Source organism: Paracoccus sphaerophysae (assembly GCF_000763805.1).
GTDB lineage: Bacteria > Pseudomonadota > Alphaproteobacteria > Rhodobacterales > Rhodobacteraceae > Paracoccus > Paracoccus sphaerophysae.
The window spans coordinates 20,376-42,985 of sequence record NZ_JRKS01000022.1; the positions used below are offsets into that span (position 1 = coordinate 20,376).

25 protein-coding genes are annotated in these 22,610 nt (G+C 72.3%); 13 read left to right on the forward strand and 12 right to left on the reverse strand.

The genetic code is table 11. From position 1 onward, the window contains the following. The first annotated feature begins 20 nt into the window (after window positions 1-20). The 5 genes from fliF to IC63_RS08490 all read left to right on the forward strand — a co-directional run bounded on the left by fliF (window position 21) and on the right by IC63_RS08490 (window position 4,373). A complete protein-coding gene (gene fliF / locus IC63_RS08470; protein ID WP_052042031.1) occupies window positions 21-1,625 on the forward strand; it encodes a flagellar basal-body MS-ring/collar protein FliF in 1,605 nt (534 codons plus the stop codon). Continuing rightward, entirely contained in the window at window positions 1,622-2,182 is a 561-nt protein-coding gene (locus IC63_RS08475) for a hypothetical protein (RefSeq protein WP_156965415.1), read from the forward strand. The genes fliF and IC63_RS08475 overlap by 4 nt, the downstream gene beginning before the upstream one ends. Window position 2,183: 1 nt before the next feature. After that, window positions 2,184-2,435, forward strand: a complete 252-nt coding sequence (locus IC63_RS08480; RefSeq protein WP_036719069.1) for a FliM/FliN family flagellar motor C-terminal domain-containing protein — start codon at window positions 2,184-2,186, stop codon at window positions 2,433-2,435. Continuing rightward, window positions 2,432-3,220 (forward strand): flagellar type III secretion system pore protein FliP, encoded by a 789-nt coding sequence (gene fliP, locus IC63_RS08485; protein ID WP_036719072.1) that lies wholly within the window; start codon window positions 2,432-2,434, stop codon window positions 3,218-3,220. The genes IC63_RS08480 and fliP overlap by 4 nt, the downstream gene beginning before the upstream one ends. Window positions 3,221-3,410: 190 nt before the next feature. After that, entirely contained in the window at window positions 3,411-4,373 is a 963-nt protein-coding gene (locus IC63_RS08490) for an acetyl-CoA carboxylase carboxyltransferase subunit alpha (protein WP_156965416.1), read from the forward strand. Window positions 4,374-5,431: 1,058 nt separating this feature from the next. Here IC63_RS08490 and IC63_RS08495 read toward each other — a convergent pair. From IC63_RS08495 to IC63_RS08515, 5 genes are all read right to left on the reverse strand, one after another. After that, entirely contained in the window at window positions 5,432-5,863 is a 432-nt protein-coding gene (locus IC63_RS08495; RefSeq protein WP_036719076.1) for a molybdenum cofactor biosynthesis protein MoaE, read from the reverse strand. Further along, window positions 5,863-6,114, reverse strand: coding sequence for a molybdopterin converting factor subunit 1 (gene moaD / locus IC63_RS08500; RefSeq protein ID WP_036719078.1), 252 nt, complete (start codon window positions 6,112-6,114; stop codon window positions 5,863-5,865). The genes IC63_RS08495 and moaD overlap by 1 nt, the downstream gene beginning before the upstream one ends. After that, window positions 6,111-6,734 (reverse strand): CDP-diacylglycerol--glycerol-3-phosphate 3-phosphatidyltransferase, encoded by a 624-nt coding sequence (gene pgsA / locus IC63_RS08505; RefSeq protein ID WP_036719080.1) that lies wholly within the window; start codon window positions 6,732-6,734, stop codon window positions 6,111-6,113. The genes moaD and pgsA overlap by 4 nt, the downstream gene beginning before the upstream one ends. Window positions 6,735-6,861: 127 nt before the next feature. Further along, window positions 6,862-8,013, reverse strand: a complete 1,152-nt coding sequence (locus IC63_RS08510) for a YcjF family protein (protein WP_036719083.1) — start codon at window positions 8,011-8,013, stop codon at window positions 6,862-6,864. Further along, window positions 8,013-9,392, reverse strand: coding sequence for a YcjX family GTP-binding protein (locus IC63_RS08515; RefSeq protein WP_036719085.1), 1,380 nt, complete (start codon window positions 9,390-9,392; stop codon window positions 8,013-8,015). Before IC63_RS08515 ends, IC63_RS08510 begins: the two co-directional genes overlap by 1 nt. Window positions 9,393-9,556: 164 nt before the next feature. Here IC63_RS08515 and hrpB point away from each other — a divergent pair, with 164 nt between their 5' ends. Beyond that, window positions 9,557-11,959 carry an ATP-dependent helicase HrpB gene (gene hrpB, locus IC63_RS08520; protein WP_036719132.1) on the forward strand — a complete coding sequence of 801 codons (2,403 nt, stop codon included), beginning with the start codon at window positions 9,557-9,559 and terminating at the stop codon, window positions 11,957-11,959. A 68-nt stretch (window positions 11,960-12,027) separates the two neighbouring features. Here the strand turns inward: hrpB and IC63_RS18450 are convergent, their stop codons facing one another. After that, window positions 12,028-12,636: a L,D-transpeptidase family protein gene (locus IC63_RS18450; RefSeq protein ID WP_036719087.1), complete on the reverse strand. Its 609-nt coding sequence runs from the start codon at window positions 12,634-12,636 to the stop codon at window positions 12,028-12,030. Then, window positions 12,633-13,817, reverse strand: coding sequence for a MalY/PatB family protein (locus IC63_RS08530; RefSeq protein WP_036719090.1), 1,185 nt, complete (start codon window positions 13,815-13,817; stop codon window positions 12,633-12,635). Before IC63_RS08530 ends, IC63_RS18450 begins: the two co-directional genes overlap by 4 nt. A gap of 73 nt (window positions 13,818-13,890) precedes the next feature. Here IC63_RS08530 and def (IC63_RS08535) point away from each other — a divergent pair, with 73 nt between their 5' ends. The 6 genes from def (IC63_RS08535) to IC63_RS08560 all read left to right on the forward strand — a co-directional run bounded on the left by def (IC63_RS08535) (window position 13,891) and on the right by IC63_RS08560 (window position 18,260). Further along, window positions 13,891-14,409 carry a peptide deformylase gene (gene def / locus IC63_RS08535; RefSeq protein ID WP_036719092.1) on the forward strand — a complete coding sequence of 173 codons (519 nt, stop codon included), beginning with the start codon at window positions 13,891-13,893 and terminating at the stop codon, window positions 14,407-14,409. Beyond that, a complete protein-coding gene (locus IC63_RS08540; protein WP_232222555.1) occupies window positions 14,402-15,028 on the forward strand; it encodes a peptide deformylase in 627 nt (208 codons plus the stop codon). The genes def (IC63_RS08535) and IC63_RS08540 overlap by 8 nt, the downstream gene beginning before the upstream one ends. Beyond that, a complete protein-coding gene (def, locus tag IC63_RS08545) occupies window positions 15,025-15,522 on the forward strand; it encodes a peptide deformylase (RefSeq protein ID WP_036719093.1) in 498 nt (165 codons plus the stop codon). Before IC63_RS08540 ends, def (IC63_RS08545) begins: the two co-directional genes overlap by 4 nt. A gap of 99 nt (window positions 15,523-15,621) precedes the next feature. After that, on the forward strand, window positions 15,622-16,512 hold the full coding sequence (gene fmt, locus IC63_RS08550; RefSeq protein WP_036719095.1) for a methionyl-tRNA formyltransferase: 891 nt from the start codon (window positions 15,622-15,624) through the stop codon (window positions 16,510-16,512). Between the two features lie 85 nt (window positions 16,513-16,597). Continuing rightward, window positions 16,598-17,962, forward strand: a complete 1,365-nt coding sequence (locus IC63_RS08555; RefSeq protein ID WP_036719098.1) for an MATE family efflux transporter — start codon at window positions 16,598-16,600, stop codon at window positions 17,960-17,962. A 61-nt stretch (window positions 17,963-18,023) separates the two neighbouring features. Next, a complete protein-coding gene (locus IC63_RS08560) occupies window positions 18,024-18,260 on the forward strand; it encodes an Lrp/AsnC ligand binding domain-containing protein (RefSeq protein ID WP_036719101.1) in 237 nt (78 codons plus the stop codon). A gap of 14 nt (window positions 18,261-18,274) precedes the next feature. Here IC63_RS08560 and IC63_RS19080 read toward each other — a convergent pair whose 3' ends face one another. The 5 genes from IC63_RS19080 to IC63_RS08580 form a co-directional block, all read right to left on the reverse strand. After that, window positions 18,275-18,673, reverse strand: coding sequence for an inorganic phosphate transporter (locus tag IC63_RS19080; protein WP_332257763.1), 399 nt, complete (start codon window positions 18,671-18,673; stop codon window positions 18,275-18,277). Beyond that, the gene (locus IC63_RS19085) at window positions 18,577-19,692 is read right to left on the reverse strand and encodes an inorganic phosphate transporter (protein WP_052042027.1); all 1,116 of its coding nucleotides are present in this window, start codon (window positions 19,690-19,692) and stop codon (window positions 18,577-18,579) included. The genes IC63_RS19080 and IC63_RS19085 overlap by 97 nt, the downstream gene beginning before the upstream one ends. 16 nt (window positions 19,693-19,708) lie before the next feature. Next, a complete protein-coding gene (locus IC63_RS08570) occupies window positions 19,709-20,164 on the reverse strand; it encodes an NUDIX hydrolase (protein WP_036719103.1) in 456 nt (151 codons plus the stop codon). Next, entirely contained in the window at window positions 20,161-20,592 is a 432-nt protein-coding gene (gene arfB, locus IC63_RS08575) for an alternative ribosome rescue aminoacyl-tRNA hydrolase ArfB (RefSeq protein WP_036719138.1), read from the reverse strand. The genes IC63_RS08570 and arfB overlap by 4 nt, the downstream gene beginning before the upstream one ends. Window positions 20,593-20,919: 327 nt before the next feature. Then, window positions 20,920-21,708 (reverse strand): double zinc ribbon domain-containing protein, encoded by a 789-nt coding sequence (locus tag IC63_RS08580; protein WP_052042029.1) that lies wholly within the window; start codon window positions 21,706-21,708, stop codon window positions 20,920-20,922. Between IC63_RS08580 and IC63_RS08585 the strand changes: the two genes are divergently transcribed. Then, window positions 21,707-22,552 (forward strand): methyltransferase domain-containing protein, encoded by an 846-nt coding sequence (locus IC63_RS08585; RefSeq protein WP_036719106.1) that lies wholly within the window; start codon window positions 21,707-21,709, stop codon window positions 22,550-22,552. The two genes, IC63_RS08580 and IC63_RS08585, sit on opposite strands and share 2 nt — an antisense overlap. Window positions 22,553-22,610 lie beyond the last annotated feature (58 nt).

Genomic DNA, 22,610 nt, shown 5'->3' on the forward strand with positions numbered 1-22,610 from the left:
TCGGGAACAAGGGGACGCCGATGCAGAAGCTGGCCGAATACTGGAACGAGCGCACGGGCGCGCAGAAAGGGCTCATCGCCGCGGCTTTCGCGCTGACGTTCCTGGCGGTGGTCGGCTTTTCGTGGCTGGCGAATCGGACGCCGATGGCGCTGCTGTATTCAGGGCTCGACCCGGCGCGGTCGGGCGAGGTGATGGCGGAGCTCGACAAGTCCGGCGTGGCGTCCGAAATCCGCGGCGACGCGATCTGGGTCGACGCCGCCGAGCGGGACCGGCTGCGGATGACGCTGGCCGGCATGGGCCTGCCGTCGGCAGGCGGCGCGGGCTACGAGATCCTCGACGGCATGTCGGGCTTTGGCACCACCTCGCAGATGTTTGACGCGGCCTATTGGCGGGCCAAGGAGGGCGAGCTGGCGCGGACCATCCTCGCGGTGCCGGGGGTGAGGACGGCGCGGGTGCATATCGCCGTGCCCGCGACGCGGGGCTATCGGCGCGAGGCGGGGGGCGCCGCCTCTGTGACGGTAACGATGGACAGCGGTGCGCTGGACAGCAAGCAGGCCCGGTCGCTGCAATATCTGGTGTCGTCGGGGGTGCCGGGGCTCGATCCGGAAAAGGTCAAGGTGATCGACAGCGCCCGCGGCCTCGTCTCGACCGGGGAAGAGACGGTCGCCGCCGACCGTGCCGCCGAGATGAAGCGCAATGTCGAGCGCATCCTCGAACCCCATGTCGGGCCGGGCAACGCCATCGTCGAGCTGAACCTCGACCTGGTGACCGAGACCGAGCAACTGTCGGAACAGAAATTCGACCCCAACGGCCGGGCGCTGGTGTCGCAGGAAAACGAAGAGACGACCGACCAGTCGAGCAATGCCGAACAGGGCGCGGTGACGGCCTCGTCGAACCTGCCTGAAGGAACCGGCAGCCAGGGCGAGCAGAGCAAGTCGAGCAGCTCGGAAACCCGCCAGCGGCAGAATTACGAGGTGAGCCGGGTGACGCGCGAGATCGTCCGCCAGCCCGGATCGACCCGGCGCATGACCGTGGCCGTGCTGGTCAACGGGACCGTGCAGAAAGGCGCCGACGGCACAGAAACCGTCGTGCCGCGGACCGAACCCGAGCTCGAGGCGCTGCGCGAACTGGTCGCCTCGACGGTCGGCTTCGACGAGGACCGCGGCGACGTGATCACCGTCAAGTCGCTGCCGTTCTCGGCCATCGGTCCCGAGGGGACGACGGCGGCGGCGGGCGGCCTGCTGTCGCGGCTCGCGATCAACGATCTGGCCCGGCTGGCCCTGATCGGGCTGTTCGCGTTGGCCATCGTCTTCGTCCTGCTGCGGCCGGTGCTCAAGTCGCGGGCGGCCGCGGGGCAGGCGGCACTTCCGGCGCTGGACAATTCCGGGGCGGGGACGCCCGAACTGATTGCGCCGGGGATCGGTATGGCATCGGCGTTCGAACCCGGGGGCGGGGACGGCGCGCTGGCGCTGCCCAACCTAGCGCTGAACGTGCCGGATTTCGAATTCGCCCCGGCGACGACCTTTGCCGATCCGGTGGCCCGGCTGCGCGAGCTGATGCGTGACCGGCAGGACGAAAGCATGCGGATCCTGTCGACCTGGATCAGCGAGAAGGAAAAGGCGTGATGGGGGCGGTGCTGAAACTGGAACGCTTCGACCGCGACGAGCCGGCCGCGCGGCGCGAGGTGCACTCGGCCGAGGAGCTTCAGGACGCCTATGCCCGCGGCCTGATCGAGGGGCGGTCGCAGGCAGAGGGCGAGCAGGTCACGCTGGTGCAGGCCGCGCTGCAGGCGCTGTCTGCCGAACTGGCCGCGGTAAGCGGCGCGATCAGCGCTGGCAGCCGCAATGCCGCGCGGACGCTGCAGCCGCTGATCGCCGCGCTGCTCGATGGCGCGCTGCCGCAGATCGCGCGGGCGCGGCTCGAGGCGGCGCTGCTGACCGAGCTGCTGCAGCTCTCCGAGGCGGTGTCGCCCCTGCAGGCCCGGATCCGCTGCGGCGCCGACCTGCACCCCTTCGTCCAGGCCTGCGTGGCCGAGGCCGGGATCGAGGCAATCGTCATCGACGCCGACGGCCCGCCCGGCACGGTCGACGCCGAGCTGCTGGGCGGCACCATCACCTGGGATATCGCCGATGTCAGCCGGCAACTGCGGGATCTGATGCAAGAAATCATGGAGGAACACTGAGATGGACCTGGACGCGGGCCTCATTCCCACCCAGCAGATCCAGGTGGAAATCACCGTCCGGCTGGGCCGCACGCGGCTGTCGGTCGCCGAACTCGCACAGCTGCGCTCCGACGACGTCCTGCCGCTGGACCAGGACAGCATCGACGGCGTGGAAATCTGCATCGGCGATCGGGTCGTGGCCCGGGGCGAGCTGGTCGATCAGGGCGGCGATGGCCGCCTGGCCGTGCGGATCGTCGGTCCCGCCCCGGCATGAGCCGTCCCTACCTCAATGCGCTGACCTGGGCCGCGGTTGCGGCCGGGATCAGTTCGGCGATGGCCGGCACCGCCGGGGCGCAGGAGCTGGCCGAGCTGCCGGGGCTCGGCGATCTCGCGGGCACGACGGTGAACGGCGCCAGCCGCAATGCGGTGATGCTGGTCATCGGCATGACGCTTCTGTCGCTGGCCCCGGGGCTCGCGATCATGGTCACCTGTTTCCCCTTCGTGGTGACGGTGCTGTCGATCCTGCGCCAGTCGATCGGGCTCCAGCAGGCGCCGCCGAACATGCTGATCGTGAGCCTCGCGATCTTTCTCAGCTGGTACGTGATGGACCCGGTCCTGCGCGACGCCTGGCAGGTCGCCGGCGCGCCGCTGCAGCGGGGCGAGATCACGCTGGGCACCGCCTTCGAGCGCGGGATCGAGCCCTTCCGCCGCTTCATGGCCGGCCGCATCGACCCCGGCACGATGGAGGCCCTGGCCGAGGTCGCCCCGCGCGCTAACGATGCCGCGCCCGAGCTGGATCCGGAACGCGCGCCCCTGTCGCTGATCGTGCCGTCGTTCATGCTGACCGAGATTCAGCGCGCCTTCTCGATCGGCTTCCTGGTGTCGCTGCCGTTCCTGATCATCGACCTCGTCGTCTCGGCGATCCTGATGTCGATGGGGATGATGATGGTTCCGCCGACCGTCGTCTCGCTGCCGTTCAAGCTCGCGTTCTTCGTCGCGGTGGATGGCTGGGGTCTGGTCGCGGCGGCGCTGGTTCGCGGCTATCAGGGGGGAGGGTAAGGGGCGCGAGGATGCCACGATGCGGCTCAGGCAGGCGAGATTTCGTGCAAATGTGGCTCGCTTCCGTCCGAACGCAGTTCCAACAGCGGGCTCCGCACACTCCGCTCCCCGCGCCGGCCGCCGCCGCCAGGCCGCCGTTGCAATCCACCATCCGGCCGATCATATAGGCCGCGACCTGCGGAAAGGCTCCCTGATGACCTATCTGGAATTCGAAAAGCCCCTCGCCGATCTCGAAGGCAAGGCCGAGGAACTGCGCGCGCTGGCCCGCAAGGGCGAGGGCGTGGACCTGGAAAAAGAGGCCGCCGCGCTGGACCGCAAGGCCGAGGACATGCTGCGCGACCTCTACAAGTCGCTGGATCCGTGGCGCAAGACGCTGGTCGCGCGCCATCCCGACCGGCCGCATTGCGTCGACTATATCGCCAGGCTGTTCGCCGAATGGACTCCGCTCGCCGGCGACCGGACCTTTGGGGACGATCATGCCGTGCTGGGCGGCCTGGCCCGGTTCCGGGACCAGCCGGTGGTGGTGATCGGCCACGAAAAGGGCAACGACACCAAGTCGCGCATCCACCGCAATTTCGGCATGGCGCGGCCCGAGGGCTATCGCAAGGCGATCCGGCTGATGGAGATGGCCGACCGCTTCAGCCTGCCGGTCATCACGCTGGTCGACACCCCCGGCGCCTATCCCGGAAAGGGCGCCGAAGAGCGTGGCCAGTCCGAGGCGATCGCCCGGGCGACCGAGAAATGCCTGCAGATCGGCGTGCCGCTGGTGTCGGTGATCATCGGCGAGGGCGGATCCGGCGGGGCGGTGGCCTTTGCGACCGCCGATCGGGTGGCGATGCTGGAGCACTCGATCTATTCGGTGATCTCGCCCGAGGGCTGCGCGTCGATCCTGTGGAAGGACGCCGAGAAGATGCGCGAGGCCGCCGAGGCGCTGCGCCTGACCGCGCAGGACCTGCGCAAGCTGGGCGTGATCGACGCGATCATCCCGGAGCCCGTTGGCGGCGCCCAGCGCGACCCGGACGACGTCATCGCGCAGGTCGGCGACCAGATCGCCAGCTTCCTCAAGGACCTGTCGGGCCGCAAGCCCGCCGAGCTGATCCGCAGCCGGCGGCGGAAGTTCGTCGAGATGGGCGCCCGCGGGCTGGCGGCCTGACGGGTTTCGCCGGAGGCGGCTTTGAAGACGACTGTCGGCCTAGCCGACAGATGGTCTGGCCGTCTGAGGAGACTGCCCTTTGCGAGGTGCGGACAGCTGGCGTTCGTGGGGAGTGACGGTAGCGCGAATGGCGTCACTTGCCTCGGGAAGAGACGAGAGTTCCGCCTTTGCCATCACCGCGCGACCGAAGCCACCGACAGCCGCACCATCGCCGTGGTGTCGAGCAAGGGGGCGCGCGCACCACGGAAGTGTGAAGGGAGGACCTGATGCGGACCGCGGTCGCGCATCGTCGGGGCGGACAGGTCGGGTGCCGCTCAACACGTCGTATACCTGTTGACGAGTTTACCCCTGGCTTGCGCGGTCGCTGAGCGGCTTTCAACGAACGCCGTCGTCGATTTTCGGCTGCAGATGTCGTCGAGGATCCCTCCTTCGGGGCGCGTCGGGCGCCTGTGCGGTCCGGATGCAGGCAATGATCGGCGGCGCCGAGGTATGCAGGCGGCCGCAAGAAGCGACCGGCCGGGCGCGTCATGGCGCTGCGGGGGGGGGCGGAAGGGGTGCGACACGCCGCCACCATTATCGACCTGAGGTGGATGGCGGAGGGATACCGGCACCGTGCGGCCGGGATCGCAGGCGGGCGAAGGCGCGGCGTGGACGCCTGCGGCAAAGCGGCATTCACGGGCGGTTATCTGGCCGACAAAGCGCCCCGGCCTTTGTCCCTTGGCTCGACGTATTGCCCGCAGCGGAACCAAGCGGGCGGCTGCGGACCGGGTCGGCCAGGCTGCGTCACACCACAAGGTGCAGAACGCAGCGTCTCGAGGGAGCCTCGCAACTCCGCTCGGCGAAGGCAGCGGCAGGCGCGAGCGACCGTGTCGCCCTTCGCACGGCAAGCGCGGGCGGTCACGCTGCCAGTCACGGCGCCAGAGGGGCCTGGGCTTGATTGGCCCTTCCACGCCCGCGTGGTTCCGGCCCCGCAGGCCGGCGCCAGAATCCGGGGATCTCTGAGACGGTCAGGCCCTGCCAAGCGGCTGCCAACAGGAGTGCTCACCCGCCAACGCGACCTACCACCGCGCCAGCGCGTCCTCGTCGTCGTCCCTCGCCGCAACCCAGTCGCCGGGGCCTTCCGGCCCGATCTCGCGCTTCCAGAACGGGGCGCGGGATTTCAGCCAGTCCATCAGGAAATCCGCCGCGTCGAAGGCCGCGCGGCGGTGGCGGGCGGCGGTGGCGACCATCATGATCGGCTCGCCCACGGCCAGGTGCCCGTGGCGGTGCACGACCAGCACGTCGCTCAGGCCGAACCGCGCCGCGGCGGCCTCGGCATGGGCGCGCAGCGCCTTTTCGGTCATGCCCGGGTAATGCTCGATGTCCAGCGCGACCAGCCCGTCCTCGCCCCGCACCAGCCCGGTGAAGGTCACCACCGCGCCGGCACCGGCGCCGAAGCCCTGCAGCAGCTGCGCCGCGTCGAACCGCTGGGGCTGGACCAGGACCCGCATCAGCCGCCCGTCATCGGCGGGAAGAAGGCGACCTCGCGCGCCCCGGCCAGCGGGCTGTCCAGCCCCGACAGCTCCTGATCCACGGCGACGCGGATCGCCCGCATGTCGGACAGCGCGGCGGCATGGCGGTCGTCTCGGGCGACCAGTTCGGCCACCAGGTCGGCGACGGTCGCGGCCGAGGTCTCGACGCTCTCGCGCGGGGCGCCGATGCGCTCGCGCAGCCAGGCAAAATACAGGATTTCGAGCGTCATCGCACGTCCCTCAGCCACGGCCGGGCCTTCTGGAAATAGTCCCAGCCGGTGATCGCGGTCAGGATCGCCGCGATCCAGATCAGCAACAGCCCGGCCTGGGTCGCGAGGTCCGACCAGCTGTCCGACCAGGGCAGCCGACCCTCGCCGACCAGCGGCGGGTGGCCCTTTTCGTAGAAATCGAGCCCCGTGCCCAGGAACATCATCGCGATGGCGACCATCTGGGCGGTGGTCTTCCACTTGGCGATCCGGGTCACCTTCAGCTTGCCCGCGTCGGCGCCCAGGAATTCGCGCAGGCCGGACACGAAGACCTCGCGGAACAGGATCACCGTGGCAGGCAGGATCAGCCACGGGTTCATCCCGGAATAGCCGGTGATGACGACCAGCGCGATCACCACCATCGCCTTGTCGGCGATCGGGTCCATCGCGGCGCCAAAGCGGCTTTCCTGATGCCAGCTTCGGGCCAGATGGCCGTCGAACCAGTCGGTCACGGCGGCGACGACGAACAGCCCCAGCGCCGCGAAATCGGCGAAGGGGCGGCTGAAATACAGAAACATCAGCGGCACGCCGGGGGCTGCGACCAGGCGCAGCAGGGTCAGCAGATTGGGCAGGTTCCATCTCATGGCGCGCAGGCTAGTCGGTTGCGCCCGCGGGGGAAAGAGGGCCGACGCAAGCGGCTCCCTGCATCTCGGTCGGTCCCGGATATCCAAGGGATGAACGCATAGGTTCAGGGGCTGGGCCGCGCGACGCTCAGCGCGGCGTGTCCTCCCCGAACAGCCCCTTGAGCCCGCGCGCCACCAGGTTGCCGACCTTGGGGCGCGGCTGGTGGATGAAGGGCAGGGGGCGGCAGACCTCCATCGCGGCGATGCCGACGCGGGCGGTCAGGGCGCCGTTGACCACGCCCTCGCCAAAGCGGCGGCTGACCTTGGCCAGCACCCCGCCCCCGGCGACGGTGTGGATCAGGTCGTCTCCCGCTGCGACGGCGCCGGTGGCGACCAGATGCGCGATGACCGTGCGGGCCAGCCGCCAGCCCCCCACGGCGCCGGCCCGGCCGCCATAGATCTCGGCCATCCGCCGGATCATCCGCAGGTTCGCGGCCAGCGCCGCCAGCACGTCGGCCAGCGCCAGCGGGATCAGCGCGGTGGCGGCGGCGACGGTGCGGGCGGCGGCCTCGATTTCACGCCGCGCCTGCTGGTCCAGCGGCGCGAGCAGCTGCGTCTCGGCCAGTGCCAGCAGGGTGGGCGCGTCGAAGGCGTCGCCGCGGCGTTCGGCAAGGCTTTGCCGCGCCCACTGCATCTCGGGCCGGCGCGCATACAGCGCATCCAGCTTGTCCACCGTGCCGCGTGCCAGCGTCAGGTCGCCCTTGGCCACCGCCGCGCCGGCCTGGCGGTGGATCTCGTCGATGCGGCCGAACCGCGCCCAGGCGGCGTATTCGCGCACCGCCATCGCCAGCGCGGCGACGGTGAACAGCGCGAACAGCACCACCCCGACCCAGCCCAGCAGCGGATAGCGCAGCATCAGGTTGTCGAAGAACCGCAGCGCCGCCATCGACAGCACGAAGGTCAGCAACGCGACCAGCGAGTTCAGGAAGAACCGCGTGACCGGAGAGGGGCCGCTGCCGACGATCCGAGTCACCAGCTCCATCGTGCGCGGCCGGGGCAGGGCGTCGGGCAGCCCGTCGTCGATCGGCGGCGCATCGGCGGGCGAGGGCGGGGCGCTGGCCCCGCGCGGCGCGCGGGCGTCGCGGCCGTCCCCCGGCGGCGGCACCGGATCGGGCGAGGAGGCCGGCCGCGCCGCGTCGGGACGCGGGACCTCGGGCTCAGCGGGCCGCGCGGGGGCCGGCGCCGCCGCGCCATATTCCACCAGCACCGGACCGCGGCGCGAAGCAGGCGTGTCGGCCATCAGATGCGGTCTCCGATCAGGAACTCGGCCGCGCGGTCCATGCGGATATGCGGCGGGCCGTCGCCAGGCCGCAGCGTGTTGGGGGCGGGGGCAAAGTTCATCGCGGCATAGTCGCCGTCCAGCCAGCGCGTCGCGCCCTCGGCCGCCGGGGCCAGCAGCACCGCCGGGTTGTCGGGCAGCTCGCCGGGATAGAAAGCCGCCTCGCGCCCGTCCATCAGCGTGCCGCGCACGGCGGGCAACTCGGCGCCATCCTGACGGATGGTTTCCTCGGTCGTGGTGCGCAGCGCGGCGATGGCCAGCGCCTCGGTCCGGGCGCCCTGGAAATCGGCGCGGTCACGGGCCTCGCGCAGCATCGCGGTCAGGATGTTGGTCAGCCGCTGGTGCTGGGTGTGGTGCAGGTGGTCGGCTTTGGTCGCCGCGAAGAGGATGCGTTCGACCCGCCGCGTCCCCAGCAGCTGCGCCAGCCAGCCCGCCCGGCCGGGGCGGAAGGCCGACAGGATATCGGCCATCGCCCGGCGCATGTCCTCGACCGCCTGCGGGCCGGAATGGATTGCGCCTAGGACGTCGACCAGCACCACCTGCCGGTCGATGCGGGCGAAATGGTGGCGGAAGAACGGCTTGACCACCCGCGACTTGTAGGCGTCGAAGCGGCGCTCGAACTCTCGGTACAGCTTCGAGGACGACTGCTCTGCCGGCAGCGGCGTGAATGTCAGCGCGGGCGAGCCCTCCATCTCTCCGGGCAGCAGGAAGCGGCCGGGGGTGGTATCGGAAAACCCCGCCTCGCGCGCCGCCGCAAGATGGTCGACATACAGGCGGTGCAGGGCCTGCGCGGCAGGTTCCTCGAACCGGGCGCGGGGGTCGAGCGCCGCCAGCGCGTCTCGGAACGGGTTGGCACCGGGGCGGGTCTGCATCCGCTCCAGCGTCTCGGCCGACCATTCGGCGAAGCTGCGTTCCATCAGCCGCAGGTCCAGCAGCCATTCGCCGGGGTAGTCCACGATGTCCAGATGCAGGTTCTGGACACCGCGCAGGCCGCTGAACAGCCCGCGGGGCTGGACCCGCAGTGACAGCCGCAATTCGCTGACATGGCGGGTGCCCTCGGGCCAGTGCGGATCGGGGCCGGTAAGCGCCGTCAGGTGGCGCTCGAAGTCAAAGCGCGGCACCGTGTCGTCGGGCTGCGGCTGCAGCCACGCCGCACGGATCGAGCCATCGGCCGCCGCCCGCAGCGCCGGCATCCGGCCCCGGTCCAGCAGATTGGCGACCATCGAGGTGATGAACACCGTCTTGCCGGCGCGCGACAGCCCCGTGACGCCAAGCCGGATCACCGGATCGGACAGCCCCAGCCCGCGCATCAGCCCGCCGGCGGTATCGGACAGACCCATTCGTCGCCCCCTGAAATCAACGGCCTGACAGATAGGCAGTCGGGTCGGTAACGACCAGAGGGCGGGAAGGGTTCAGTGGCCCGGCCGACCGGCCGGGGGCGGATGCGGGGCATCGAAGATGCGCCCACTGGTCCGCGCTGCCGTTTCCCGCCATGACCGGGGCCATGACCGACCTGCCCATCGACGCCGCGATTCCCGACCTGCACGAGGCGCTGGCCGCCCACGGCCGCGCCGTGCTGGTCGCGCCGCCGGGGGCGGGCAAGACGACGCGGGTGCCGCTGGCGCTGTTGGACCTCGTCCCCGGCCGCATCGTGATGCTGGAACCGCGGCGGCTCGCCGCCCGCGCCGCGGCCGAGCGCATGGCCGCCACGCTGGGCGAACCCGTCGGCGCCACCGTCGGCTATCGCATCCGCGGCGAGGCGGTGCCCGGCGCCCGGATCGAGGTGGTGACCGAGGGCATCCTGACCCGGATGATCCAGTCCGACCCCGAGCTTGCCGGCATCGGCTGCGTCATCTTCGACGAGTTCCACGAACGCAGCCTGAACGCCGATCTGGGCCTCGCGCTGGTGTGGGAGGCGCGGGCGGCGCTGCGCCCCGACCTTGCCGTGCTGGTCATGTCGGCGACGCTGGACGCGGAACCCGTCGCCGCGCTGCTGGACGACGCGCCGGTGGTCCGCTCGCTGGGCCGGGCGTTCCCGGTCGAGACGCGCTGGCTCGACCGGCCCTTGCCCGCCGGGGCGCGGCTGGTCCCCGAGGCGGCGCGCCTCATCGCCCAGGCGGCGCGCGAGACGGAAGCCGGCACGATCCTCGCCTTCCTGCCCGGCGAGGGCGAGATCCGGCGCGTCGCCGCGATGCTGGAGGTGGATGCCGAGCTGCTGCCGCTGTTCGGCGCGATGGACTTCGCGGCGCAGCGGGCGGCGCTGGCGCCGCCGGGCGCGCGGCGGCGGATCGTGCTGGCGACCGCGATCGCGGAGACCTCGTTGACCATTCCGGGCGTGACGGTGGTGGTGGATGCCGGCCGGGCGCGGCGGGCGCGGTTCGACCCCGGCTCGGGCATGTCTCGGCTGGTGACGGAACGGGTCAGCCGCGCCGAGGCCGAACAGCGCCGCGGCCGCGCCGGGCGGGTGGCGCCGGGCGTCTGCTACCGGCTGTGGGCGCGGGCCGAGGAGGGCGCGCTGCCCGCCTTCGCGCCGCCCGAGATGCTGACCGCCGACCTCGCCGGGCTGGCGCTGGAACTGGCGGTCTGGGGCGGGGCCGAGGGTCTCGCCTTCCTGACCCCGCCGCCCGAGGCCGCGCTGGCCGAGGCGCGGGCGCTGCTTGCCGGGCTTGGCGCACTGGACGGCGTCGGGCGGATCACCGCGCATGGCCGGGCGATGGCGGCGCTGCCGCTGCATCCGCGGCTGGCGCATATGCTGCTGACCGCGGGCCGGGGCGCGGCGACGCTGGCGGCGGCCCTGGCCGAGCGCGACCCGATCCGCGGCGCCCCCGCCGATCTGGGGCTGCGGCTGGCGGCGATCCGCGACCCGCGCGGCTATGCCGACCGCCACCCCTGGCCCGCCAACCGGGCGGTTCTGGAGCGCATCCGGGCCGAGGCGAAGCGCCTTGCCCGGCTGGTCCCCGTCGGCCCGCCGATGTCGCCGGCAGCAATGGCGGCGCTGGCCTACCCTGACCGCATCGGCCTGCGCCGCAAGGGCGAGGCGCCGCGCTTCGTGCTGTCCGGCGGCAAGGGCGCGGTGCTGGCCGAGGGCGACCCGCTGGGCGCCGAGCGGCTGATCGTCGCCACCGACCTGGACGGCGATGGGCGCGAGGCGCGGGTGCGGATCGGCGTGGCGCTTCACGAGGACGAACTGCGCGACCTCTACGGCGACCGCATCGAGACGGTCGAGGCGGTCGCCTGGTCCCGCCGCGAGGGCCGGGTGCTGGCCCGCCGGCAGGAGCGGTTGGGCGCGCTGGTGCTGTCCGACCGCGCGCTGGACGCGCCCGACGCGGACGCCGTGGCCCGCGCCGCCTGGGACGGGCTGGTCGAGCTGGGCCTGCCCTGGACCCCTGCCGCGCGGCGGCTGCGGGCCCGGATCGCGCTGGTGCCGGGGATGCCCGACGTCTCGGACGCCGCGCTGCTGGCGGGGTCCGACTGGCTGCTGCCGTATCTGGGCCGCGCCCGATCCGCCGCCGACCTGCGCGCGCTGGACCTGACCGAGCCGCTGAAGGCGCTGATCGGCTGGGACGGCCAGCGCCGGCTGGACGAGGCCGCGCCCGCGGCCTTTACCTCCCCGCTGGGCCGGCGCATCCCCATCGACTACGACGCCGAGACGCCGACCATCGAGGCGCGGCTGCAGGAGCTGTTCGGGGTCACCCGCCACCCCACCGCCGGCGGGCGTCCCCTGCGCATCACCCTGCTGTCGCCGGGGCACAAGCCGATCGCGGTGACCACCGACCTGCCGGGCTTCTGGGCCGGCGGCTATGCGGAGGTGAGGAAGGACATGCGCGGCCGCTATCCGCGCCACCCCTGGCCCGAGGACCCGACCGAGGCCGACCCCACCCTGCGCGCCAAGCCGCGCGGGACGTGACGGGGGCGCTGCCCCCGCCGCCCGTGCGAGCGGCTCCCCCGGGATATTTCGCAAAGAAGACGCCGGGGTCAGGGCCTGATCTCGACCTCGGTGCCGATCTTCGCATGGGCGAAGATTTCGGCGACCTCGGCGTTCGTCACCGCGATGCAGCCGGCAGTCCAGTCGCCCTTGACGCGATACCCCTCGGGGACCTGGTTCGGCTGGCCGTGGATCATGATGTCGCCGCCGGGATCGACGCCGGCGGCCTTTGCCCGTTTGCGGTCCTGCGGGCGGGGATAGTTCAGCCCCAGCGACAGGTGGAACTTGCTCTGGTCGTTCAGGCGGTCGACCTTGAAGATGCCCTCGGGCGTCTTGCCGTCGCCTTGCCGGACCTTGTCGCCGGCGGGCGCGAAGCCCAGCGCGATCGTCATCACCCGCGGGTTGCCGTCGCGCTGGAAGATCGTCATGCGGCGCGCGGCCTTTTCGATCAGGATGCGCTCGACCGGGCTGGTGATCTGCGGCGCGGGCTTCGGCAAGGTGATCCGGGGCGGCTTTGGCAGCGGCACCGGTACGGTCGGCGGCGGGACGGGCACGGGCAGCGTCGGCGGGGCGGGGACCGGCAGGCGCAGGCCGGGCCCCCACGAGGTCCAGGCGATCCAGCCCGCCGCCAGAAAGGCGAGGATCGCGATCAGCCTCATTGCAGGTCGGTGAAGGCCTGCTGCAGCCGCGCCACCGCCTCGACCACCCGCGCCCGCGGGGTGGCGATGTTGAAGCGCATGTGGGCTGCGCCCCCGGTGCCGAAGCTTTCGCCGTGGTTGGCGGCGATGCGGGCGTCCTGCTCGATCCGCTTGTGGATTTCGGCAGGCGCCATGCCGGTGCCCGAGAAATCGACCCAGGACAGGTAGGTCGCCTGCAGCTTCATCGACCGCGCCCCGGGAATCGCGGCGATGCCCTCGTCGAAGATCCGTGCGTTTTCCGCGAGATAGGCGACCAGCGCATCGATCCAGTCGGCGCCCTCGGGGGAATAGGCCGCGGTCACCATCGGCAGCCCGAACAGCCCCGGAGAGATCCCCAGCGCCCCCATTCGCGCCTTGTAGCGGTCGCGCAGCCCGGCATCGGCGATGATCGCGTTGCCCAGATGCGCCCCGGCGAGGTTGAAGCTTTTCGTGGCCGCGGTCAGCGTCACCAGCCGGTCGGCGATCTCGGGCGCGGCCAGCGCCGTCACCGTGTGGCGGGGCCCGCCGGGCAGAACGAGGTCGTGGTGGATTTCGTCGGACACGAGGATCAGGTCGCGTTCGCGGCAGAAGCCGGCGATCTCGCGCAGTTCCTCGGCCGACCAGACCCGGCCGCCGGGGTTGTGCGGCGAACACAGGATCAGCATCCGTTCCTTGCCAGTCAGGCGACTGGCCCAGCCGTCCCAGTCCAGCGCGTATTGCCCGTCCCGCTCGGCCAGCGGCAGCTCTGTCACCGTGCGCCCGGCGGCTTTCACGACGCGGGCGAAGGCGTGATAGACCGGGGTCATCAGCGCCACCGCATCGCCTGCTTCGGTATAGGCATCGACCGCCAGCGCGGTGCCGTTGACGAGGCCGTGGACGGACAGGATCGCCTCGGGCGCGACGTCCCAGCCGTGGCGGGTCGCCATCCACCAGCGGATCGCCTCGAGATAGGGCCGGTTCTCGCCGGGATAGCCATAGATGCCCTGCGCGACCGTATCCTCCAGCGCGCGGCGCACGCCGAGCGGGGCGCGGAAATCCATGTCCGCCACCCACATCGCCAGCGCGTCGGGGGCCTGCATCCCGAAGACGCTGCCGAGATCGTCCCACTTGTTGCACAGCGTGCCGCGGCGGTCGATCGGTTCGTCGAAATCGGGGCGGGTCATGGCGGTCCTCTCTGTTCGGGCCGGGCCACAATAGCGAGTTGCCGCGCCGGGAAAACCCCAGTATTCCCGCGACATGACGCGCGCGATCCTGCTGTTCCCCGACCCGAGGCTGAAAAAGACCTGCGCCCCCATCGGCCGCATCACGCCCGATATCGAGGCGCTGGCCGACGACATGCTGGCCGCGATGTATGCCGCGCCGGGCGTCGGGCTCGCCGCGCCGCAGGTGGGGGTTCTGTCGCGGCTGTTCGTCATGGACTGCACCAAGGACCCCGAGGCGCCGCGCGCGCCGGTGGTCATGGTCGATCCGGACATCGTTTCCACGTCTGACACGCTGAACGTCTATGAGGAAGGCTGCCTGTCCTTCCCCGACCAGTATGCCGACGTGACCCGCCCGGCCGAGGTGCGGATGCGCTGGACCGGGTTGGACGGGCGGGTGCACGAGCGCGACTTTGACGGGCTGTGGGCGACCTGCGCCCAGCACGAGCTGGACCACCTGAACGGCAAGCTGTTCATCGACCATATCGGCCCGATGAAGCGCCAGCTGATCGCCCGCCGGATGACCAAGATCAAGCGGGAACTCGCCCGTGCCTGACGGCCCCCGCCCTCCGCTGGTCCCGCGGCCCGAGGACCTGCCCGGCGGGGCGGGGACGGTCCGCCCGATCCGCCTGCATCCCGATCCGGTGCTGCGCGCGATCTGCGCCGCGGCGGGCGAGCTGAAATATCCCGAACTCCGGGCGCTGGTCGCCGACCTGTGCGCCACGCTCTATGCCGCCGGCGGGCGCGGGCTGGCGGCGCCGCAGATCGGCATCGAGCGGCGGGTCTTCGTCATGGATGCGGGCTGGAAGGACGGCATCCCGGCGCCGCTCGCGGTGATCGAGCCGCAGATCGTGTCCCGCTCGCGCAGGACCACCATCGCCCCGGAACAGTGCCTGTCGATCCCCGACCACCCCGTCCGCGTCCGCCGCCCGGCCGAGATCCGGCTGGCGTTCTTTGACCTCGCCGGGAACGCCTGCGAACTGGCGCTGGAGGGTGCCGCCGCCCGCATCGCCCAGCACGAGCTGGATCATCTGGACGGCATCCTGATCCTCGACGCCGATCCCGCCTTGCGCCCAGACCCGCTGCCCGGCAAGGCCCCGGTCGTCGCCGGCAAGACCGCGCGGCTGGTCGCCCGCGCCCGCGCCGGCCGCCCGCCGCCCCGGCTGCGCGCATGACCGTGCGGCCGTTCCTGCCCTATCGGGACCGGCGGCTGCACATGCCGGCCGAGCCTGTCGCGGCGATCACCGAGACGGTGCGGATGATCTGGGACGACATGATCGACACGATGGAGCGGATGCCCGGCGTCGGGTTGGCCGCGCCGCAGATCGGCATCATGATGCGGCTGGCGGTGGTCGATGCGTCGACCCGTCGCGGCGAGGCGGTGCGGATGGCCAACCCCGAGGTCCTGCACGAATCGGTGCAACTGCGCAGCCACGAGGAAGCCTCGCCGAACCTGCCCGGCGTGTCGGCCATGATCGAGCGTCCGCGCGCCGTCACGGTGCGCTTCCTGAACGACGCCGGCGAGATCGAGGAGCGCGACTTCGTCGGCCTGTGGGCGACCAGCGTGCAGCACCAGATCGACCATCTGGACGGGCGGCTTTACGTGGACCGCCTGTCGTCGCTGCGCCGCAAGATGCTGGTGGCGCGGTCGGCCAAGCTGGCGCGCTGAAACGGGGCTGGGCGGCGTGCGCCCGCCGGGAGAGGCAGACCGCCATGAACGTCTGCGTTCATCCGTTGGATATTTGGGCAAAGAAGAAGGACCTGGCCGATGCGCGTGATCTTCATGGGAACGCCCGAGTTCTCGGTGCCCGCGCTGCGCGCCATCGCCGCGCGGCACGAGGTGGTGGCGGTCTATTCGCAGCCGCCGCGCGCGGCCGGGCGGGGGCAGAAGCCGCGGCCCTCGCCGGTGCAGGCGGCGGCCGAGGCGCTGGGGCTGGCGGTGCGGACTCCGGCGCGGCTGAAATCGCCCGAGGATCAGGCGGATTTCGCCGCTCTGGGCGCTGATGTGGCGGTGGTGGTCGCCTATGGGCTGATCCTGCCGCAGCCGGTGCTGGACGCACCGCGGCTGGGGTGCCTGAACATCCACGCCTCGATCCTGCCGCGCTGGCGGGGGGCGGCGCCGATCCACCGGGCGGTGATGGTGGGGGACGCGGAAACCGGCGTCGCCATCATGCAGATGGAGGCCGGGCTGGACACCGGCCCGGTGCTGGCCGAGGCGCGCACCCCGATCGGCGCGGGCGACACCACCGCCGATCTGCACGACCGGCTGGCCGAGATGGGGGCGGGGCTGATCGTCGACGTGCTGGATCGGCTGCCGCTGCCGGCCGTCCCGCAACCCGCCGAGGGCGTCACCTACGCCGCCAAGATCGACAAGGCCGAGGCGCGGATCGACTGGAGCCGCCCGGCGGCCGAGGTGGACCGACTGATCCGCGGCCTGTCTCCCTTTCCCGGGGCCTGGTGCCTCGCGGGTGACGAGCGGCTCAAGCTGCTGCGGTCCCGCGTGGTGCCGGGCGAGGGCGCGCCGGGGGCGGTGCTGGACGGCTTCACCATCGCCTGCGGGCAGGGCGCCGTCGAGATCATCGAGGCGCAGCGCGAGGGCAAGCGGCCGATGCCGGCCGCCGAGGTGCTGCGCGGACTGACGCTGACGCGGCTTTCCTGAGCAGCGGTGCCGGTCGGCGACCGGCGCCCGACCTCGTTTCCCCCGGCCTTCCCGCCGCGGGCGATTGCGGCTAGTCGTCGCGGGCATGAGCCTCAAGCCGCATCTGTCCGCGACCCTCGCCCTGGGCCTGCCCCTGGTGGCCACGCATGTCGCGCGGATGATGATCGGCGTCATCGACACGGTCATGGTCGGCCGCTACGGCGTCGATCCGCTGGCCGCGCTGGTGCTGGCGACGTCGTATTTCTTCATCCTGATGATCCTCGGTTCGGGCTATGCGCTGGGGCTGATGGGCCTGATCGCCACCGCCCGCGCGCGCCGCGACGAGGTGCAGGTGCGCCGGTCCACCCGCATGGCGATGTGGCTGTCGGTGATCCACGCCGCGCTGGTCGCCCCGATCTTGTGGTGGTCGGGGCAGATCCTGATCGCGCTGGGGCAAGAGCCGGCCATCGCCGCGCTGGCGCAGGAATGGCTGCGGGTGATGCTGTTCGCCATGCCGGCCGTGCTGTGCGCGATGGCGCTGAACAGCTTCCTGGCCGCCCTGGGCCGGCCCAACGCGGTGCTGATCGTGACGCTGGCGGGTCTGCCGGTGAACGCGGCGCTGAACTGGGTGCTGATCTGGGGCAACCTGGGCGCGCCGGAACTGGGCGTCACCGGCGCCGCGCTGGCGAGCGCCGCCGTCAACTGGCTGCAACTGGCAGCCCTGCTGCTACTGGCCGTCTCGCTGCCCGAGGCGCGGCCCTATCACCTGCTGCAGCGCCTGTGGCGCGCAGACTGGCCGGCGGCGCGGCAGGTCTTTGCGCTGGGCCTGCCGATCGGGCTGACGCTGGTAGCGGAATCCGGGATGTTCACCAGCACCTACATCATGATGGGCTGGCTGGGGACGGTGCCGCTGGCCGCGCACGGGATCGCGCTGCAGATCGCCTCGCTGACCTTCATGGTGCATCTGGGGATCTCGAACGCCGCGACGATCCGGGTGGGAACCGCGCACGGCAATGGCGACGCCGCGGGGCTGAGGCGGGCCGCCCTTGCGGCGATCATCCTGTCGGTGGGATTTGCGCTGCTGGCGATGACCGCCTTCCTTGCCATCCCGCGGGCGCTGACGGGGCTCTATCTGAACGCTGGCGACCCGCAGGCGCCGGCCATCGTCGCGCTGGCGGCGGTGCTGATGGTCTATGCCGGGCTGTTCCAGCTGGTCGACGCGATGCAGGCGATCGCGCTGGGACTGCTGCGCGGGGTCCACGACACCCGCGTGCCGATGGTGCTCGCGGTGGTCAGCTATTGGCTCTTTGGCCTGCCCGCCGCCTGGCTGCTGGCGTTTCCGCTGGGGTTCGGGCCGCCGGGGCTGTGGCTCGGGCTGCTGGTCGGGCTCAGCTTTGCCGCGGCGCTGCTGATGGCGCGGTTCTGGGGCCGGTCGTGGCAGGCGGCGCCCCTGGCTCCGGCGGCCGGCTAGCTCTGGCCCCCTGGCCCGGGCGGCGCTAGGATCGCCCCGTTCCGCCGTCCGGAGAGGTCAGATGCGCCCCGTTTTCGTCCAGTTCCGCTGCAATCCCGGCAAGACCTATGCCGTCGCCGACGCGATCTATGACCGCGAGGTGGTTAGCGAGCTTTACTCGACCTCGGGCGATTTCGACCTGATCGCCAAGGTCTATGTCCCCGAGGGCGAGGATGTCGGGCATTTCCTGTCCGAGCGCCTGTTCGACATTCCCGACATCAACCGGACCCTGACGACGATGACCTTCAAGGCGTTCTAGATCGCCCGTTGGGGTCAGCCCATCGCCCAGGCGATGGCCGCGGCGAGGCTGCCGGAGATGGGCACCGTGACCGCCCAGGCGGCGAGGGTCCGCAGCACGGCCGTCCGGCGGACCAGCCGGCGGCGGTGCAGTTCCTCGGGCGGCAGCGCCTCGCGCTGGCTGCGCTGGGTGCGGCGCTCGTCCCATTCGCGATAGAAGCCGACGCCGAAGACTCCGCCGACCGCGACATGGGTGGTGGACACCGGCAGCCCCAGCCAGGTCGCGCCCAGCAGCACCAGCGCGGTGGCCAGCGAGACGCACAGCGCGCGGGCCGGGTTCAGCCGGGTGATGCGGCTGCCGACCATCCGCACCAGCCGCCGCCCGTACAGCGCCGCCCCCAGCGCAAAGCCCAGTGCCCCTGTGGCGAGCCACACGGCGCGGCGGGCAGGGCGGCGCCCACATCCCCCGCCCGGGCGATGGCCGCCAGCGGGGCCACCACGTTGCCCACGTCATTAGCGCCGTGGCCAAAACCGATCAGCAGCGCGGCGGCGATCAGCGAGGGGCCGAACAGACGCTCGGTCGCCTCGCGCGGGCGCAGGCCGGCCATGCGCTGGCTGCGCATGCGGGCGCGGGTCGCCCACCAGGCGGCGACGCTGGTCAGGGCGACCAGCGCCAGCGCCAGCGCCGGCCGTCCCGGCGCGCCCCACAGCGTCAGCGCATACGCCGCCAGCACCGCCGCGCCGGTACCCACGACGCGGGGCAGCCAGCGCATGGCGGCGGCGATGCGGTCGGGGGCGTGGTGGATGCGGGCGCGCAGAAAGGCCAGCAGCGCGGCGCCGATCACCGCGGCGATCAGCGGCGAGGCGACCCAGCCCATCGCGATCCGCGCCACCCCCGCCCAGTGCGGCGCGTCCAGGCCCAAGCGGGCGACGCCCGCCCCGGCGATGCCGCCGACGATGGCGTGGGTGGTCGAGACCGGCGCCCCGGCCCAGGTGGCTAGCGAGATCCACAGCGCCGCGGCCAGCATCGCCGCCAGCATCACCGCCGGCATCACGGGCGCCGTCCCGCCGCCCGCGACCAGCTCGGGGCGCAGGATGCCGGTGGACAGCGTCTCGCTGACCCGGGCGCCGGCGGTCAGCGCGCCCGCGATCTCGGCCAGGGCGACGGACACCAATCCGGCGCGCATCGACACGGCGCCCGCACCGAAGGCCGGGCCCAGTGCGTTGGCCACGTCGTTGGCCCCGATCGACAGGGCAAGGAACGCCCCGACCATCAGCCCCGCGGCCAGCATCCACGACCCGCCCGCGCCGGTCGCGACCGCCCCGGCCACGGTGACGGCGGCGGCAAAGGTCAGCGCGAGGCCCAGCCGCAGCAGCGGGCGGGTGGAATAGACGCCGGCGCTTTCGGCGTTGGCGACCTTGTCCAGGTCCTTGTCGAGAAACCGGAAATCCATGCCCGGTGTCGCCAGCCTAGCGGGCCGCGGCAGGGCGGCCGAGGCCGCGCAGGATCGCCGCAAGCTCGGGCTCGGCCACCATCGTCGCGGCCCTGGCCGGATCGACCCATTGCCGCTCGCGGCTGCCCTGTTCGGGAAAATCGTCGGCCAGGGCATCGACGACGGTCAGGAAGACATGCACGACGACCGGAATCCCGAAGCCGCGGTCCTGCATCTTGTCATAGTGATACTGCCCGATCTCGGTGCCGGGGCGGGCGCGGACGCCGGCTTCCTCCCACGCTTCCTCCAGCGCGGCCTCGGCCAGCGAGCGGCCGGGCATCGGCCAGCCCTTGGGGATGATCCAGCGTCCGGTGCCGCGGCTGGTGATCAGCAGCACCCGGCCGGTCGTGGCATCGAGGCACAGCGCCGCCACCTGCAGCGCGGGTTGGCGCGCGCCGATCAGCCGGCCCAGATTGCGGCGGATCTGCCTCACCCCTCGTCGCCCCCGTCCGCGACGCGGCCGCGCAGCGACTTGACGGTGCCGCGGGCGGTCTTGGCGGCCAGCCTGCGGCGCTGGCTGTTCAGGGTGGGCCGGGTGGCAATGCGCTTGCGCGGGGTGCGCAGCGCGCTAGCGATCAGGTCGGCCAGACGGGCGCGGGCGATCTCGCGGTTGCGGGCCTGGCTGCGGGTGTCCTGGACCGAGATCACGATCGCGCCATCATTGGTCCAGCGCCGCCCCGCCAGCCGCTGCAGGCGCGCCTTGACGGCGGGGGGCAGATGCGGCGAGCGCGCGGCCTCGAATCGCAATTCCACGGCGGTCGAGACCTTGTTCACGTTCTGCCCGCCCGGCCCCTGGGCGCGGGTGAACTGTTCCGACATTTCCCAGTCGGCGATCGTGATGGCGTCGTTGATGCGCAGCATGGCCGCAAGATGCGGGTCCGGGGGCATGATGGAAAGGGGCGGCACGCCGTTTTTTCGCGGCGCGGCAAGTTCGGGTGCGCCAGAAATCGCCGCGCGGGTGCGGTGGCGGCGCTGATCGGCGGCGCTGATCGCCGGCGCGTCCGCTGCCGGCCGGGTCTGTGGCGGGGCGGCGCGGGGGGCGCCTGCCGCTCGGCCGGCCGGCTGTGGGCATGGCCGGTGCAGGTGGACTCCCGCACCCAGCGCGACCTGTCGCGCGGCAAGCGCCGCCCGAAGGAGCCGATCGGGGGGACGGCCGCATCCGCCGCCCTGTCACCCGAACCCGGGCGCTCACTCCTCGGGCTCATCCGCCGCCCTCCCGGGCGTCTTCACCGCCCGCGCCAGCACCGCGACGGCGACCGGGCCGCTGCCGGCCTCGCGCAGCGCCGCGGTCGCAGCCGCCAGCGTCGCGCCCGAGGCCATCACGTCGTCGACCAGCAGGATCGCCCGCCCCTCGATGCAGGCGCGGGAACGGGCCGGGACCGCCAGCGCGCCCGCCACGTTGCCCACGCGGTCGCCGACCGAGCCGTGATCCTGCATCGGCGTGTGCCGTGTGCGGATCAGCGCGCCCGGCATGTGCCGCAGCCCGTGCATCCGCGCCACCTGCGCCGACAGCAGCGCGGCCTGGTTGTACTTGCGCGCCATGAGCCGTCGCGGATGGACCGGCACGGGCACGACCAGCATTCCCGGGCGGACCAGCGGCGCCGCGGCGCGGCCCACCCACTGGCCCAGCACCGGCGCCAGATCGACGCGGTCCCCGTGCTTCAGCGCCAGCGCCAGCCGCCGCCCGGTCCCCGCATAGACCACCGCCGCCCGCCCGCGCCGCCAGGGCCGGTCGATCACCAGGCAGTCGTCGCAGAGCAGCGCGGCCTCGTCCCGCACCGGGGCGCCGTCGCCCGGCACCGGCGCGCCGCAGCGCCCGCAGGCGCAGGGGCCGATGAATTCGGTGTCGCGCCAGCATTCGGCGCACAGCCCCCCGTCCTCGGCCACGACCGCGCCGCAACCGGGGCACTGGGGCGGGAACACCACCCCCATCGTGGCTTTCATCGCCGCGCGAAGCCCCGTAAAGCTGATCCCCATGTCCGCCCGTCCGATCCCCGATCCTGCCGCTGCCGCGCCGCCCCGCCTGACCGACCGCGCCGCCCTGACCCGGCAGCGCGCGCGCGCCGGGCGTCAGGGACGCGAGGACTGGCTGCACGAACTGGCGCAGGACGAGATCAAGGATAGGCTCTCGGCCATTAACAGAAGGTTTACGGCCCCCGCCGTGGTGACCGGCGCGCCGGATTTCTGGGCCGCGGCGATGCCCGGGGCCCGGATCGTGCCCGACGATCCGCTGCTGGCGCTGGAGCCTGCCGCGCATGACCTGGTGATCCACGCGCTGGCGCTGCACTGGGCCGACGACCCGGTGGGGCAGATCGTGCAATGCGCCCGCGCGCTGCGCCCCGACGGGCTGTTCCTGGCGGTCCTGCCCGGCGGGCGCACCCTGGCCCCCTTGCGCGACGCGCTGGCGCAGGCCGAGATCGAGCTGACCGGCGGGCTGTCCCCCCGCGTCGCCCCGATGGGCGAGATTCGCGACCTCGGCGCGCTGATGCAGCGGGCCGGACTGGCGCTGCCGGTGGCCGACCAGGTCACCCAGATGGTCAGCTATCGCGGCCTGGTCCCGCTCGCCCGCGATTTGCGGGCGATGGGCGAGGGCAATGCGCTGGCCCTGCGCCTGCGCCGCCCGACCCGGCGCGCGATGATCCTGCGCGCGGCCGAGATCCTGGAGGGGCTCGCCCCCGATCCGCAGGAACCGGGCCGCATCCGGGTGGGTTTCGATCTCGTGTTCCTGACCGGCTGGGCGCCCGATGCGTCGCAGCCGCAACCCCTGCGCCCCGGCTCGGCCACCGCGCGCCTTGCCGACGCTTTGAGACCCCAGCCCTGACCCCCAAGCCCTGACCCGAGAGACCAATGAGCCAGCCCCAGCGCCCGGCTTGTTCCCC